This window comes from Mesorhizobium sp. B2-3-11 (assembly GCF_006442215.1).
In the GTDB taxonomy this organism is placed as follows: Bacteria; Pseudomonadota; Alphaproteobacteria; order Rhizobiales; family Rhizobiaceae; genus Mesorhizobium; species Mesorhizobium salmacidum.
On the sequence record NZ_VFVS01000004.1, the window covers coordinates 1 to 13,749 of the forward strand.

The 13,749-nt window shown below is 64.9% G+C and carries 13 protein-coding genes and 1 tRNA gene; 4 read left to right on the forward strand and 10 right to left on the reverse strand.

Going from position 1 to position 13,749, the window contains the following annotated elements; genetic code table 11:
- Positions 1 to 171: 171 nt before the first annotated feature.
- Positions 172 to 248, forward strand: a tRNA-Arg gene (locus FJ960_RS07255).
- Between the two features lie 43 nt (positions 249 to 291).
- Here FJ960_RS07255 and FJ960_RS07260 read toward each other — a convergent pair.
- From FJ960_RS07260 to FJ960_RS07300, 9 genes are all read right to left on the reverse strand, one after another.
- Positions 292 to 1,179: an MBL fold metallo-hydrolase gene (locus FJ960_RS07260; protein WP_140712834.1), complete on the reverse strand. Its 888-nt coding sequence runs from the start codon at positions 1,177 to 1,179 to the stop codon at positions 292 to 294.
- Between the two features lie 235 nt (positions 1,180 to 1,414).
- Positions 1,415 to 1,879 (reverse strand): DUF2231 domain-containing protein, encoded by a 465-nt coding sequence (locus tag FJ960_RS07265; protein ID WP_140713238.1) that lies wholly within the window; start codon positions 1,877 to 1,879, stop codon positions 1,415 to 1,417.
- Between the two features lie 281 nt (positions 1,880 to 2,160).
- A complete protein-coding gene (locus FJ960_RS07270) occupies positions 2,161 to 2,514 on the reverse strand; it encodes a cupin domain-containing protein (RefSeq protein WP_027143543.1) in 354 nt (117 codons plus the stop codon).
- 135 nt (positions 2,515 to 2,649) lie between these two features.
- A complete protein-coding gene (locus FJ960_RS07275; protein WP_140712836.1) occupies positions 2,650 to 3,543 on the reverse strand; it encodes a sugar phosphate isomerase/epimerase in 894 nt (297 codons plus the stop codon).
- Positions 3,544 to 3,618: 75 nt separating this feature from the next.
- Entirely contained in the window at positions 3,619 to 4,557 is a 939-nt protein-coding gene (locus FJ960_RS07280) for an ABC transporter substrate-binding protein (RefSeq protein ID WP_140503378.1), read from the reverse strand.
- Between the two features lie 78 nt (positions 4,558 to 4,635).
- A complete protein-coding gene (locus tag FJ960_RS07285) occupies positions 4,636 to 5,634 on the reverse strand; it encodes a ribose ABC transporter permease (protein WP_140503380.1) in 999 nt (332 codons plus the stop codon).
- Complete coding sequence (locus FJ960_RS07290; RefSeq protein WP_140712838.1) at positions 5,631 to 7,175, reverse strand: sugar ABC transporter ATP-binding protein; 1,545 nt, start codon at positions 7,173 to 7,175, stop codon at positions 5,631 to 5,633. The genes FJ960_RS07285 and FJ960_RS07290 overlap by 4 nt, the downstream gene beginning before the upstream one ends.
- Positions 7,172 to 8,551, reverse strand: a complete 1,380-nt coding sequence (locus FJ960_RS07295; protein WP_140712840.1) for a carbohydrate kinase — start codon at positions 8,549 to 8,551, stop codon at positions 7,172 to 7,174. Before FJ960_RS07295 ends, FJ960_RS07290 begins: the two co-directional genes overlap by 4 nt.
- Positions 8,548 to 9,330 (reverse strand): DeoR/GlpR family DNA-binding transcription regulator, encoded by a 783-nt coding sequence (locus FJ960_RS07300; protein ID WP_140503385.1) that lies wholly within the window; start codon positions 9,328 to 9,330, stop codon positions 8,548 to 8,550. Before FJ960_RS07300 ends, FJ960_RS07295 begins: the two co-directional genes overlap by 4 nt.
- A gap of 176 nt (positions 9,331 to 9,506) precedes the next feature.
- On the opposite strand from FJ960_RS07300, the gene FJ960_RS07305 reads away from it, so the two are divergent.
- Genes FJ960_RS07305 through FJ960_RS07315 form a run of 3 tightly spaced genes read left to right on the forward strand, consistent with a single transcriptional unit; the run spans position 9,507 to position 12,685 of the window.
- Positions 9,507 to 10,547, forward strand: a complete 1,041-nt coding sequence (locus tag FJ960_RS07305) for a class II aldolase/adducin family protein (RefSeq protein ID WP_140712842.1) — start codon at positions 9,507 to 9,509, stop codon at positions 10,545 to 10,547.
- A 15-nt stretch (positions 10,548 to 10,562) separates the two neighbouring features.
- On the forward strand, positions 10,563 to 11,837 hold the full coding sequence (locus FJ960_RS07310) for an FGGY-family carbohydrate kinase (protein WP_140712844.1): 1,275 nt from the start codon (positions 10,563 to 10,565) through the stop codon (positions 11,835 to 11,837).
- Positions 11,834 to 12,685 carry a TIGR01459 family HAD-type hydrolase gene (locus FJ960_RS07315; RefSeq protein ID WP_140712846.1) on the forward strand — a complete coding sequence of 284 codons (852 nt, stop codon included), beginning with the start codon at positions 11,834 to 11,836 and terminating at the stop codon, positions 12,683 to 12,685. Before FJ960_RS07310 ends, FJ960_RS07315 begins: the two co-directional genes overlap by 4 nt.
- On the opposite strand, the gene FJ960_RS07320 is transcribed toward FJ960_RS07315, so the two are convergent.
- The gene (locus FJ960_RS07320; RefSeq protein WP_140503392.1) at positions 12,672 to 13,697 is read right to left on the reverse strand and encodes a sugar-binding transcriptional regulator; all 1,026 of its coding nucleotides are present in this window, start codon (positions 13,695 to 13,697) and stop codon (positions 12,672 to 12,674) included. The genes FJ960_RS07315 and FJ960_RS07320 overlap by 14 nt on opposite strands.
- Positions 13,698 to 13,749: the final 52 nt, after the last annotated feature.

The window sequence follows — 13,749 nt, forward strand, 5'->3', positions numbered from 1 at the left end:
AACCATCGAGGCAGCCGAATGCAAGAACTACTTCGAAAACGCCGGATACGCTTCCGTCAAAACATGAAAGACTCTAGCCGCTTGAGGCCGGTCAGTAAAAACGCCGGCCGAATTGCGTTCGGCCGGCCCTCTTGGCGAAACGATCCGAAGCGGCTATGTGTCGGGCCGCGTGGTCCCGTAGCTCAGTAGGATAGAGCGGCAGATTCCTAATCTGTAGGTCACAGGTTCGATTCCTGTCGGGATCACCACTCAGGTTCAAGCGGCTGGCATCTCCATTGCCTGAAGCAATTCCTACCGAGGCTTGTCGCTTGGCACCCATTTGAAGTGGTCGCCGTCCTTCTCGATCTGTCCGACACCCGGGAACGGGAAGTGTGGTGCGAAGATCATCTCGTGGTCCTCGGCCAGCGTCGTCAGGGTCTTGGCCCTGTTCTGCTCCGCTTCCGGCTTGTCGCTGTCGAAGGCCAAGGCCCAGTCCGGCTTGGCGAGCGAGATGATTGAGCTGTGCACCGTGTCACCAATATCGAACAGCCGTTCTTTTCCGGATTTGATCTGGTAGCCGACATGGCCAGGTGTATGGCCCTTGAGCGCTACCGACGTGATGCCAGGCGCAATTTGGACGCCGGCCTTGAATGCTTTCACATGGTCGGCGATGACACTGACGATATCGGCCGCATCCTTGTTGGACTTGGCAAAATCCCACTCCACGTCCGACATCCTTATGGTGGCATTGGGAAAAGCCGGTTTGCCATCCTTGACCAGGCCGCCGATGTGATCGGGATGAGAATGGGTGATCAATATCTCGTTGACGTCACCGGGTTTGACACCGGCCTTGGTCAGGCTGTCCTGCAGCGCGCCGCCGACACCGGTGTCGATCAGCACGACACTGGTCTTCGATTTGACCAGCAGGGCGTCGACGCTCAGCGTGATGGTATCGGTCGGCGCCCCCGCCGCCTTGAGCAGTTCGCCGACTTCCGCGGGGCTGTGATCGAGGCCGAAGGTCTTGCCATCGTTGGGTTTGACGAACTGGGCGTCGTGCAGTGCAACGATGTCGAGCTTGCCAAGCTTGAATGATTTTGCATCCGGCTGCTGCGCCGGCATCTGCGCCATTGCCACGCCTTGATAAAAACCCATCAAGACCGTCATGGCCGTCAGCCTGATCGTGGGATTGAACCTTTTCATATGGGCATCCTCTGGCTGCGGAAGGCACGACCGTAGCGGAACACCACTAGTGGGGCGGACAATTCCGGGTCGGGCCGATCACAAATTTGCTAGGGGATATAGGCCCTGGGCATGTTCCGGCAATGGGCGACCCGTTGCCTATAGCCGCCCCCTCGTGCGGCTCTATCGACTAGGCCGGACGGCCCCTGTCGTGCTCAAGGGCACCTGCCAGCCCCGAAGGATAGTCCGCGCAGAGTCAGCGCACTTCGTCTGAGCCATCGGCGACACCGACGCGATGACGGTAGACCATTTCCCATCCCTTCCAACCCGTGAACAGAAGGATGAGAACCACGATCAGCGAGAGGACAAGGCCGGTGGGCATCACCGCCGCCTCGCCATGGGCATAGCGCGAATACCAATTGTAGAGTTCGATCAGGACGACGACCACATTGCCGCCAGCGTGGAGCCACGCGTCACGCAGATTGCGGATTTGAACATCGCCCAAGACATCGGTCAGCCCGGCAAGAGCTGCCAAGGCGGCCATTATCAAACCCGCCCCGAGCAACCAAAGACTACCGGTGACCCATCCCGGATTGCCCGTTCGCCAGAAGATCAGGTCGCAAACGAAGGTGGCGACGAAGAAAGCGATCGGGAACGGGATCAGCATGGGATGGATCGGATGGCCGGCTATACTTGCGGTGCTTTGTGGGTTGCGGGCCATGGTAGTGCCTCCAAAGCCAGTCGCGCGCGACTGCATTGCATCTCTGAAAGACAGCGTGAGGTAAGAACGCCGGCGCCGGCTGAATGTTCCACAACCGGAAGCGGCAGAGACCTCAGGTGCGGAGATGCATGCGGGGAGCAAACCCGTTCGATGACGGAGCAGGTAGAGCGAAGTGGCGGGGGGCGCGTAGCTATGCCGCAATGTGCGCAAAGCTGGCCGTGCTCACCCGCCATGGCGAACCATGGCGGGATTTTTCACGCTTCGGATGCGATCAGGCCGGCTCAGCCGACCCGGACGACAAAATGCTTGGTCACCGGCTCGATGATCTTCCAGGTGCCCTTGAAATCGGCTTCCACCACGAAGGCGTCGCCTGGGCCAACTTCGACCGGCGTGCCGCCGTCGGGCGTGATGATGATGCGGCCGGCGATCATGTGCACGAACTCATAGTCTGTGTAGGTCGCATGATAGGTGCCGGGCGACGCCCGCCAGGTTCCGGATATCACCTTGCCGTCTTCTGTCGTGTGCTGGACGGCGGTCTGCATGGTCGGCTGGCCCTCGACCACGATCCAGCCAGGCAGATCGCCGGCTTCCGCGTGCTCGACCGCGCCGAATTTGAAGATGGTTTTGTTCGTCATGTCGGGCTCCGTTTGCTTCGTGTGTTCGCGGTCGGATAGCCGATGCACATGACGGGAGCAATGCCGTGCCATGCGAAACAGGTGCGGCCGCGCATCCGGGCATGACCCGCCCGCTGCCCGCGCCGACTTGGAGTGCTATGGCTTGTGCCGTGCCGAGACCAACTCCGCCCTGCGTTGCGCCGTCTCCAGCCCGAGGCCGATGAAGGCGCGCGCGTGCTTGGCGAGGGCCATATTGTCGGTCCACAGATTGCGCCAGATGGCGGTCTTCTTCGACAGGTTTTCGTCGACGATCTCCGAGGAGAAGGATTCGAAGCTGAGGTCGTCGGCGTAGCCGATGGCGGTCAGCGCATCGAATATTCCGGCGAAGTCGATGTTGCCGGTGCCGAGGAAGCCGCGATGGCTCTCGCCTATATGGACATAGCCGATCTTGGCCGCCGCGTGGCGGATGGCGAGACCGACATCGGCCTCCTCGATGTTCATGTGGAAAGTGTCGAGATGCAGGAAGATGTTGTCCGACCCGGTGTCCTCGATGAAGGCGAGGCCCTGCGCGGCGGTGTTGAGCAGGTTGCTCTCGAAGCGATTGACGATTTCGAGGTTGAGCGTCACGCCGGCGGCCTTCGCCGTCTCGGCGACCTGTGCCAGCGTTGCCGCGCTGCGGTTCCATTGATCGCGTGTCGGCGCCTCGACCTGCAGCCCATGGCTGGTCGAAAGAATGCCGGCGACCTTGCGGCCGCCAAGATCGCGCGTCAGCGCGATGGTGTCGTTGAGGATCTCGACGCCGCGCGCGGCGATCGCCTTGTCGGCACTCGAAATATCGCCATCTCCAGGCAATCCAATGCTGATCGCGACGCCGAGATCAAGAGCGGCGATGCGTTTGGCAAGCGCGCCGATATCGACATTGGCGGGGTCGAGATAGGAGAATTCGATCAGGTCGAACCCGGCCTTCTTGGTATTGGCCAGCGTGCGTTCGAGCTCGCCCTGCGCCGAGCTTGCCGACCAGACGAAGGAATGGATTCCGATGCGCGACATGATCGTCTCCGGCATTGAGATGGGATGAGAATGGGTGCGGCCGGGATCGCCCCGGCCGCACCAGCCGTGGGAGGCTTAGCGGGCCGCGGTCCAGCCCTTGTAATCCTTCAGGTTCTCGGCAGTGATCAGCTTCGGGTCAAGTAGCACCGTCGGCTCAGCGGGCTTCTTGCCGGCCAGCAGATCGGCCGCCATGGTCAGCGATTGGCCGGCCATCACATAGGGATCCTGCGAGGCCGAGGCCTTGATCATCGATTTGCCGGACGCCAGTTCCTTCTCGATATCGGGTGCGCCATCGACTGCCGTGAAGACGAACTCGGAACGGTTGAGCTGCTTGGCGGCGAGTTCGGCGCCGATCGCCGTCGGATCGTTGATGGCGAATACCGCGTCGATCTTGTCAAAACGAGTGAGCAGCGACTGGAACACTTTCAGGCCGCCGTCACGCGAGCCTTCGGCATTCTGGTCGTCGGACAGGATCTTGATGTCGGGATGCTGGGCAAGCACGTTCTTGCAGCCCTTCACCCGCTCCAGGATCGACGAAGACGCCGGTCCGTTGAGGATGACGTAGTCGCCCTTACCGCCGGTGTGGTCGACCAGGTATTGGCAGGCTTCCTCGCCGGCCTTGACGTTGTTGGTCATCACAGTGACGTCGGCGCCCGGTGCCGAAACGTCGAATGCGGCGACGACGATGCCGGCGGCCTGCGCCTTCTTCACCGCGGGAGCGATTGCCTTGGCGTCGACCGCGTTGAGCATGATCACGTCGACGCCGGCGGCGATGAAGGAATCGACCTGCGAGACCTGCTTGTTGAGGTCATAGTCGGCCGACACCGACGTCACCTCGACCTTCGGATTGATCTTCCTGGCCGCATCCTCGATGCCCTTGATGGTGGCGACGAAGAAGGGGTTGCCGAGCAGGCCGACCGAGATGCCGACCTTGTTGAGGTCCTTGGCCGATGCCGGCACGATGGCGACGGCCGCGAGGGCGGCGCCGCAGAGCAGTTTGGCGATGGTCTTCATTACGCTTACTTCCTCCTGATGCCCCGCGCCTCTCACGGTGCGTTACAAGCCGGTCTTTAGTGCCGGCGACCAGGTCACTCACGTTCTCGCCCCTGCTTGGAGCCGGTAGCGGTCGAGGGCGACCGCCACGATGATGACCAATCCCTTGATGATGTACTGCCAGATATCAGAGACACCGGCCAAGATGAGCCCGTTGGACAGCACCGCGATGATCAGACCGCCGATCAGCGTGCCCCAGATCGACCCGACGCCGCCGACGAAGCTGGTGCCGCCGAGGATGACGGCGGCGATGGCGTCGAGTTCATAGCTCTGCCCGAGTTGTAAGCCGTTGGCGGCGTAGAGCCGGGCCGCCGACATCGCGCCGCCGAGACCGGCGAGCAGGCCGGAAACGCCGTAGACGAAGAGCAGCACCAGCGGCACCTTGATACCGGTCAGTCTGGCTGCCTCGGCATTGCCGCCGACGGCGTAGATCCAGGTGCCGAGCACGGTGCGCTTCAGCACCAGCCAGGACAGCACCACCACCGATAGCGCGATGATGACCAGCCAGGGGATGCCGAGCACCGAACCGTTGCCGATGAAGTCGAACGGCAGGTCGGAGTTGAACACCGTCGTGTCCTGCCCGAGCAGGCGGGCAACGCCGCGCACGGCGGTCAGCGAACCCAACGTGACGATGAACGGCGGCAGCCTGATATAGGCGACCAGCAGCCCGTTGATGAGCCCGAAACCGAAACCGACCAGGATGGCCGCCGGCACGCCGAGCAGGCCCCAGTCCGGCACCAGCGACACCAGCACCGCCACCATCGCCGAGGCGGCGAGAATGGAGCCGACCGACAGGTCGATGCCGCCGGTCAGGATGACGAAGGTCATGCCGGCGGCAAGCACGATGTTGATCGACGATTGTTGCGTGACGATGAGCAGGTTGGTGCCGGTCAGAAAGCGCGGATTGATGAACTGGAAGCCGGCGGCAAGCAGCACCAGCACCGGCAGCATGCCAAGCGCCGCAAGCGCGGTGCGCAGCCGCCGGCTTCTGACCGCCGCCTGATCCACGCTCTTCGTCCCGGTCGTCCTGTCTGTCATCGCTGAGACGCTCCCGTCGCAAGTTCCATGATCGCTTCCTGGCGAAGCGGCTCGCCTTCGGATGCCGTCACCTCGCCAGCGATCGCGCCATCGCGCATCACCAGCACGCGGTCGGCGACGCCGATCACCTCGGGCAATTCGCTGGAGATCATCAGGATGGCGATGCCCTTGTTGGCGAGATTGTCGATCAGCCGGTAGATTTCCGACTTGGCGCCGACATCGACGCCGCGGGTCGGCTCGTCGAGGATGACGACCTTCGGCTCGGTCTCCAAGAGGCGCGCGAGCAGCACCTTCTGCTGGTTGCCGCCCGACAGCGAGCCGGCATTGGCCTGTGCCGAGCCGGTGCGGATGGACAGGTCGGCAATGGCCTTTGCCGCTCTCCTGTCGGCGGCGGTGAAATCGCGAAAGCCGCCGGCTCGCGCATCCCTGGCCAGCACGCCCATGCTGATGTTGTCCGAAATCGACATGTCGAGGAACAGGCCGAGTTCCTTGCGGTCCTCGGTGAGATAGGCGATGCCGGCGTCGAGCGCCTCGCGCGGCGAGCCGATGGTCACCGGCTTGCCGTCGAGTTCCATCGTGCCGGCGCTGCGCTTGTCGGCGCCAAAGATCAGCCTGGCAAGCTCGGTGCGGCCCGAGCCGACGAGGCCTGCCAGTGCCAGCACCTCACCGTGATGGAGGTCGAACGAACAGTTCTTCAGCAGACGCCCGTCGGACATGCCGCGCACCGAGAGCGCGACGGCGCGTTTCTCGTCCGGCGGGCGATGATCCTTCTTGTAGAAGGCGGAGAGATCGCGGCCGACCATCATCGAGACCAGGCGCGACGCGTTGAGGTCGGCGCGATCGAGCGTGCCGACATAGCCGCTGTCGCGCAGCACACTGACGCGGTCGGCGAGTTGGTAGACCTCCTCCATGCGGTGGCTGATGTAGATGATCGCAATCCCTTGCGCTTTCAGCGTCGCGATCACCTCGAACAGGCGGTCGGTCTCGCGCGAGGTCAGCGACGTGGTCGGCTCGTCCATGACGATGATGCGCGCATTGGTCGACAGCGCCCGGGCGATCTCGACCAGCTGGCGCTCGCCGAGCGACAGGCTGGAAACCAGGGCACGCGCCGAGAAGGAGACACCGAGCCGGCCGACGATCTCGGCGGCGCGCCGGTTGCACTGGTCGCGGTCGACGACGCCGAACCGGCGCGGCTCGTTGCCGAGGAAAATGTTCTGCGCCACCGTCAGATTCGGCGCCAGTGACAGTTCCTGGTAGATCACCGCGATGCCGGCGGCGCGCGCCTTGATCGGATCGCCGGTCGCGGCGGGCGCGCCATCGATCAGGATCTCACCGCCGGGATCCGGCCGATAGGCGCCGGACAGCACCTTCATCAGCGTCGACTTGCCGGCGCCGTTCTCGCCCATCAGCGCGTGCAGTTCGCCTGCGTGGACGCTGAGCGAGACGTCCTGCAGGGCGCGTATCGCGCCAAAGGTCTTGGAGATGTGGCGCATCTGCAGCACCGGCTGGCGCGCCGCTAGCGTCCGGACTGCCGCGCTCATCGCGCACCCGCTGCCGTCTTGGCGGCGCTATCATGCCCGGCAACGCGATCGCGCCAGGTGTCGCGATAGCCGGCGAGGCCGCCGAATTGTGTCGCCTGCACCGGCTCCGGCGGCTCGGCAGCGAAGTCTCGGCCCACGCTCCCGAAGGCGAGCGCCGCGGCGCCCGTGGCGCTGCCTTCCAGCGAGGCACCTTGCAGGAAGGCCTGACCGGGACGCAGCTGCGCCAGCAGCCCGGCGAGCAGGCCGCCAGTGTTCAGTCCGCCATCGACGATGACGATATTATCGGAATGGCTGAGGTCGAGGCAGAGATCGATCATCAGCGCCACGTAAAGCAGCGCCACCGCCGCGCGTTCACCGGCATCGGGCGTGCGCCCGACCAGCCGGCCAGGGCGATCCGGCATCGGCCCGCCCGGAGCGAAGCTCGGCAGCGCCATGAGGCTGGCATCGATCGCCTGCTGTATCGGGCCATGCGGGATCGCGCCTTGCCAGCCGCCGCTGATGACGGCGAATTCGCGCCCGCCCATGAAACGGATGGTCGGCACCGGACCGCCGTCGACATCGACATTGACCAGCATGTCGCGGTCGCGGTCGAGCGCTTCGAGCGGACAGTCGGGATTGAGTACGACGACCCAGGTGCCGGTCGACACGACGGTCAGCGGTCCAAGCCCTTGCCGTCGATAGGCGTACAGCGCAGCATTGGAGTCGTGGACGCCGTTGTGGATAGCGATCGATCGCCCGGTACTGCCGAAGCGCTGCTCGCCGATGACGGCGCCGGCGCGTTCGAAAGCCGGCATCTGGCCGCGCCAGCCTTCGGCGTCGACCAGCGAGGAAAAATCACGTTCGCGCGGCGCCCACAAATGCGAATGGCAACCGAGATAGGACACTTCGCAGACCGGCAGGCCGCCGAGACGCCAGCTCCAGTACTGGGGATAGCCGAGGAACCATTTCGCCGCCGCGAACGTGTTGGGATCGACTTCCTGCAGCCACAGCATGTGACGGCCATAGTTGAAGCCGAGCGGCAGGCGGGGAGAGAACGTCTCGGCGAAATCCGGGATACGGCGGTCGATCCGCGCCGCGATTTCGGCCGGCGGCTCCTGCTCGTAGTCGAGGATCGGATGGGTCAGCGCCTCGTCGTCGACAAGGGCGAAGGTGCAGCCATGGCCCGACACCATCACTCCTTCCACACCGTGGCTCTCGACCGCGTCGGTGACGGCACCGAACGCCCAGCCATGGAGGGCGGCATCGTCGAGTACGCTGAAACCGCCTTGTCGCGTCCATTTCGGCTGCGTGCGGCGCTCGTCGAGGATGCGTCCGTCCTGGCCGAAGACGAACAGCTTCGAATTGGTCTTGCCGAAGTCGAGCACCGCCACGTTCACGCGAGGGCTCCCGAGGTTGAAGCAATCCGCACCATGACGCCGGCATCCTCCAGCATGCGCGCATCGGCATCGGAGAGCCCGTCATCGGTGACCAGCGTGCCGATGCGCGACAGGGGCAGCGCGACATTGCGGGCGTGGATCGACAGTTTGCGGCTATCGGCCAGCACCACGATCTGATCGGCGCAGAGGCTGAGGTCGACGATGGAGCGCACCAGCAGCGGATGCGATTCCAGCAGCCCTTCCTGGTTGAGGCCTTGCGTGCCGAGAAAGAATTTCGAGGCATAGAACGGCGTTGCCTGGGTCAGCGAATGGATGATGCCTGGCTCGCGGTGCAGGTCGCCGCCGGCAACCGTCAGGCTGCAATGGCCATGATCGCTGAGATAGGCCGCGAGCGGCATCGAGTTGGTGTAGAGCCGGATGTTGCGGTCGGCGAGCTTGACGCCGAGATGAAAGCAGGTCGAGCCGCCATGGACGATGACGGCATCGCCATCGCGTACCATGGTCGCGGCGACCGCCGCGATCTGCCGCTTGGCCTCGACGGCAAGGTCACGGTTCTCGTCATAGGGTCGGGCATAGGCGACGCCCGCATGCGAAGCGCCGTCGAGTGCCGAGATACCGCCATAGACCTTGCGGGCTTCACCGGCCTCATCGATTCGGTCGATATCGCGCCTGACCGTTGCCGCCGAGACACCGAGCCGCTCCTGCAACTCGCGCACGGAGGCGAACGGGCGGTCCCGCAGCAATTCGATGATCTGACGCTGGCGGCCGAGGTCGTTCAACCTTCCTCCCTGACGCATTTTCGTGGCAATTGGTGTAACTTACTCAACATTAGTCGGATTGCAAGCTGATTTGACGATAGTAGATCAGCATTGACGCAGATCACTCACATCTGCGATACCATCGCCAACACCGGTCCCGACGACGGGATTCTGTGCGAGCGCTGGAGAAAAGGGCCATGGCAACCCAAGCTGATGCACAGGAACTGGCCGCCTTGCGGGCGCTTTCGGCCAGCATCGGACTGAACCCGCATATGACACAGGCGGCGGGCGGCAACACCTCGTTCAAGGCCGGCGACACGCTGTGGATCAAGGCCTCGGGAACCTGGCTGAAGGATGCCCTCAGCGACGACATCATGGTGCCGGTGGCGATGGCACCGCTGCTCAAGGCCGTCGAGCAGCGTGATCCAGCCGCCGACAAACCACAGGCCTTCGCCATCGAAGACCTCAATCCGCGTGGCCTGCGCCCGTCGATCGAGACCACGGTGCATGCCTTGATGCCGCAACGCGTGGTTCTGCATGTCCACTGCGTCGACACGATTTCGCTTGCCGTCCAAGCCGATGGCGAGGCCGAGGTCGCCAGGCGGCTGGGCGACATCGAATGGGCCTGGGTGCCCTATTTCCGGCCAGGCCTACCGCTCGCCCGCGGCATTGCCGAGAAATTGCGGCCGGGGGTCGACGTGCTCATCCTTGGCAATCACGGGCTGGTGGTCGCCGCCGAAACCGTCGCCGCGGCGGAAGCCTTGCTGCATCGCGTCCGGTCGCTGCTGGCGCGGCAGCCGCGCACGACCGCAGCACCTGATATCGCCGCCTTGACGGCGCTGGCCGGCGACTACCGATTGCCGGCGGATGTCGAAGCGCACGCGGTCGCGCTCGATGCGGAAAGCCTGGAGATGGCCGAAGCCGGCAGCCTCTATCCGGACCATGTCATCTTCCTCGGCCAGGGCTCGGTCGTTGCGAAACCGGGCGAGGACGTGGCCGGCGTCATCGCGCGGGTCGGCGCGGCGCCCGTGGCAATCCTGTTTCCCCGCGCCGGCGTGCTGATGCGCGGCGACGCCAGCGCCGGTGCCGACGCCATGCAGCGTTGCCTCGCCGACGTGACCGCGCGCGTCGATGGCAAGGCGCGGCTGAACTATCTCACCGCCGCCGAGAATGACGAGCTGGTCAACTGGGACGCCGAGCAGTATCGCCAGAAGCTAAACGCCGCCAGCACGGCCTAACAGGGGACGGACGACATGACGCCACTTGTCGTCGGCATCGACATCGGCACCTCCGGCGCCCGGGCCGTCGCCATGCGTCAGGATTTTTCCATCGCCGGCCAATCCGCGGTGCCACTCGACAGATTTGGCCAGAACCCCCGTGACCCCCGGACTTGGTGGCAAGCGGTCCAGGCGGCGCTGGCGGATCTGCTTTCGGGCATTGACCGCGCCGCGATCCGGGCCGTCGCCGTCGACGGCACGTCGGGCACGCTGCTGCCGGTCGACATCGATGGGCGGCCGCTGGCCGAGCCACTGATGTACAACGACAAGGTCGATGACGCCGACATCCTGGCCATGGTCGCCCGTGAGGCGCCGGCAGCGAGCGCCGCCCACGGAGCGACTTCCGGCCTCGCCAAAGCCTTGCGGTTCCAGCATCAGCCCGGCATAGCGGCCGTGCTGCACCAGGCCGACTGGATCGCCGGCAACCTGTCCGGACGCTTCGGCGTCAGCGACGAGAACAATGCGCTCAAGACCGGCTATGATGTCGAGGCCCGCCGCTGGCCAGACTGGATCGCGACCGCCGGCATGCGCATGGACCTGCTGCCTGATGTCGTCGAACCGGGCGATGTCACCGGCACGCTCACCGCGGCCGCCGCGGAGCTTTTCGGCCTGCCGCGCGATGTGCTGGTGGTTGCCGGCACTACGGACGGCTGTGCCTCTTTCCTGGCGACGGGCGCCACCGAGGCCGGCGACGGCGTCACCGCTTTGGGCTCCTCGCTAACCATCAAGATCCTGTCCGAACGGCCGATCTCGGCGCCGCGCTTCGGCATCTACAGCCATCGGCTCGGCGATGTGTGGCTGGCGGGCGGCGCCTCGAATTCCGGCGGCAAGGTGCTGGCGCAGCATTTTCCGCTCGCGCGGATCATCGAACTCAGCGCGATCATCGACCCCACGACCGAGACCGGCCTCGACTACTATCCGCTTGGTGCGGCTGGCGAACGGTTTCCCGTGGCCGATCCGGCCTTGGCGCCGCGTCTCACCCCACGGCCCGCTGACGATGCCGACTACCTCAAGGCGATGTTCGAGGGCATGGCGGCGATTGAGGCGCTTGGTTACAGCAGGCTGGCCGAACTTGGCGCGCCGGCCCTGACCTCCATTCGCAGCGTCGGTGGCGGCGCCGCTAACCCGGTATGGAGCGCGATCCGGCAGCGCAAGCTCGGCGTCGCGTTCCTGCCGGCATTGTCGGACGAGGCCGCCGCGGGTACGGCGCGGCTGGCGCTGAAAGGCGCAAGCGAGGCAGGGCTTCTATGAATACGAGAAAGCTCGAACGTCTCGACGGCATCGGGCCGCTGGCGGAACGCTATCAGGTCTTCCTGCTCGACCAGTTTGGCGTGCTGCATGACGGGCAGGCTCCCTATCCCGGCGCGGTGGCGGCACTGTCCACGCTGAAGCGCGCCGGCAAGACCGTGGTGCTGATCTCCAATTCCGGCAAGCGCGCCCGGCCCAACGAGGCACGCCTGCTGAAGCTTGGCTTCGAGGCCGGCAGTTGGGACCATTTCGTGTCCTCCGGCGAGGTGGCGTGGCGACGTTTCCACGAGATGGCGGCGATCGGAGCCTTGCGGTCCGGCACGAGGTGCCTGCTGATCAGCCGCGACGGCGACCGCAGCGCGATCGAAGGCCTGCCCTTCGGGCTGGCGGAGGCTGGCGAAGACGCCGATCTGGTGCTGATTTCGGCCAGCGAGGGGGACCGCCACGACCTCGACCACTATCGCCGGCTGCTCGCCCCGGCGGCGGCGCGGCAAGTACCGTGCTTCTGCACCAATCCCGACAAGATCATGCTGACGGCGGTCGGGCCTCGCTTCGGCGCCGGCGAGATCGCCGATCTCTACGAAACCCTGGGCGGCGGTGTCACCCGCATCGGCAAGCCCTATCCGGCGATCTTCGAGGCGGCACTCGCACTGGCCGGCGAACCAGAGCACGGCAGCGTGATCTGCGTCGGCGACAGTGTCGAACACGATGTTGCAGGCGGCAATGGTGTCGGAATCGCAACGGCGCTGGTGCTGGGTGGAATACTGGCCGGCACGCCTGACCTTGCCGCTGTTTTCGACGAACACAAGGCCCGGCCGGATTACACCACGAATTCGTTCAGCTTTCGCTGACCGCTTCCAGCATCCGTCTTGCGCTTTCCTCGTCGGTGATCAGGATTGTCGGCACAATCAGGTTCATGGCGCCGAGCAGCGCATCGGTCTTTTCCGCGCCGCCGGAGGTCAGAATGCGGATCGGCGCCTTGCGCAGCCGGTCGACGTTCACCGACATCACATGGTTGTTGACGGGATGGTCGACCAGATCGCCATTGCGGTCGTAGAAATGGAACAGGAGGTCGCCGACGGCGCCGCGCGCCAGCAGCGCCTCCCGGTCCGCTTCCCTGAGGAAGCCGCCGCGCGAGAAGGTGGTGGCTGAAGCGATGCCGCCAACACTCAGCAGAACGGCATCGAGCGCGTCGGCCATTTCAAAAACCTCCTGCAGACCGCAACGTTCGACCAGCGCGATCTTGGTCTCGACGCTGTCGACGACGGCCGGCGTCGGCATCAGATAGCCGTCGCCCTGGAAGATTTGGGCGAAGCGCCAGGCGAACTCGGCCGGGTTGGTCCGGCGTGCGATGCCGACGCCGCCAAGCAGCGAAATCACCTTGAAATCGGTCAGCGATTTGGCGCTGATGAACGGCAAGGTGTGGAACAGCGTATTGCCCCAGCCGACGCCAACCTGCATGCCGGACTTCATCGCATCGGACAGGAACATGCCGGTCTTGGCGGCGATTGCCGGGATCGGGTCGGCATTGGCCGCTGTCAGCGGCGCCACCAGCGCCTGCTGCAGGCCGAAGGTCTTTTCGAGCGCGCGTTCCAGCCGCACGATCTCCAGAAGCTCGCTCTCGATGGTGATCTTGACCTCGTTGCGCGACCGCGCCTCCGCCAGCATGCGCACGATGGTGACACGGCCGACCCCAAGCACGTCGGCGATCTCGTTCTGCGTCATCTGCTCGACGAAATACATCCAGGCGGCGCGGATCCTGAGGCGGTCCGTCCGGCTCTCGCTGACGACCTGCTCGGTCGCTTCGGCTCCTGCCCGCCTTTCGTCGGCCCGCCTTTCGTCGGTTTGTCGTCCCCTGGCCAAATGATCCCTCCCCCGCGGCGGCGGACGCGCGCGCCGTCGCCGATTCTGCGTG

What these genes read in the sequence shown, in the direction of transcription:
- FJ960_RS07260 (WP_140712834.1), bottom strand. Translation starts at nt 1,179, where the DNA reads ATGAAAAGGTTCAATCCCACGATCAGGCTGACGGCCATGACGGTCTTG.
- FJ960_RS07265 (WP_140713238.1), bottom strand. Translation starts at nt 1,879, where the DNA reads ATGGCCCGCAACCCACAAAGCACCGCAAGTATAGCCGGCCATCCGATC.
- FJ960_RS07270 (WP_027143543.1), bottom strand. Translation starts at nt 2,514, where the DNA reads ATGACGAACAAAACCATCTTCAAATTCGGCGCGGTCGAGCACGCGGAA.
- FJ960_RS07275 (WP_140712836.1), bottom strand. Translation starts at nt 3,543, where the DNA reads ATGTCGCGCATCGGAATCCATTCCTTCGTCTGGTCGGCAAGCTCGGCG.
- FJ960_RS07280 (WP_140503378.1), bottom strand. Translation starts at nt 4,557, where the DNA reads ATGAAGACCATCGCCAAACTGCTCTGCGGCGCCGCCCTCGCGGCCGTC.
- FJ960_RS07285 (WP_140503380.1), bottom strand. Translation starts at nt 5,634, where the DNA reads ATGACAGACAGGACGACCGGGACGAAGAGCGTGGATCAGGCGGCGGTC.
- FJ960_RS07290 (WP_140712838.1), bottom strand. Translation starts at nt 7,175, where the DNA reads ATGAGCGCGGCAGTCCGGACGCTAGCGGCGCGCCAGCCGGTGCTGCAG.
- FJ960_RS07305 (WP_140712842.1), top strand. Translation starts at nt 9,507, where the DNA reads ATGGCAACCCAAGCTGATGCACAGGAACTGGCCGCCTTGCGGGCGCTT.
- FJ960_RS07310 (WP_140712844.1), top strand. Translation starts at nt 10,563, where the DNA reads ATGACGCCACTTGTCGTCGGCATCGACATCGGCACCTCCGGCGCCCGG.
- FJ960_RS07315 (WP_140712846.1), top strand. Translation starts at nt 11,834, where the DNA reads ATGAATACGAGAAAGCTCGAACGTCTCGACGGCATCGGGCCGCTGGCG.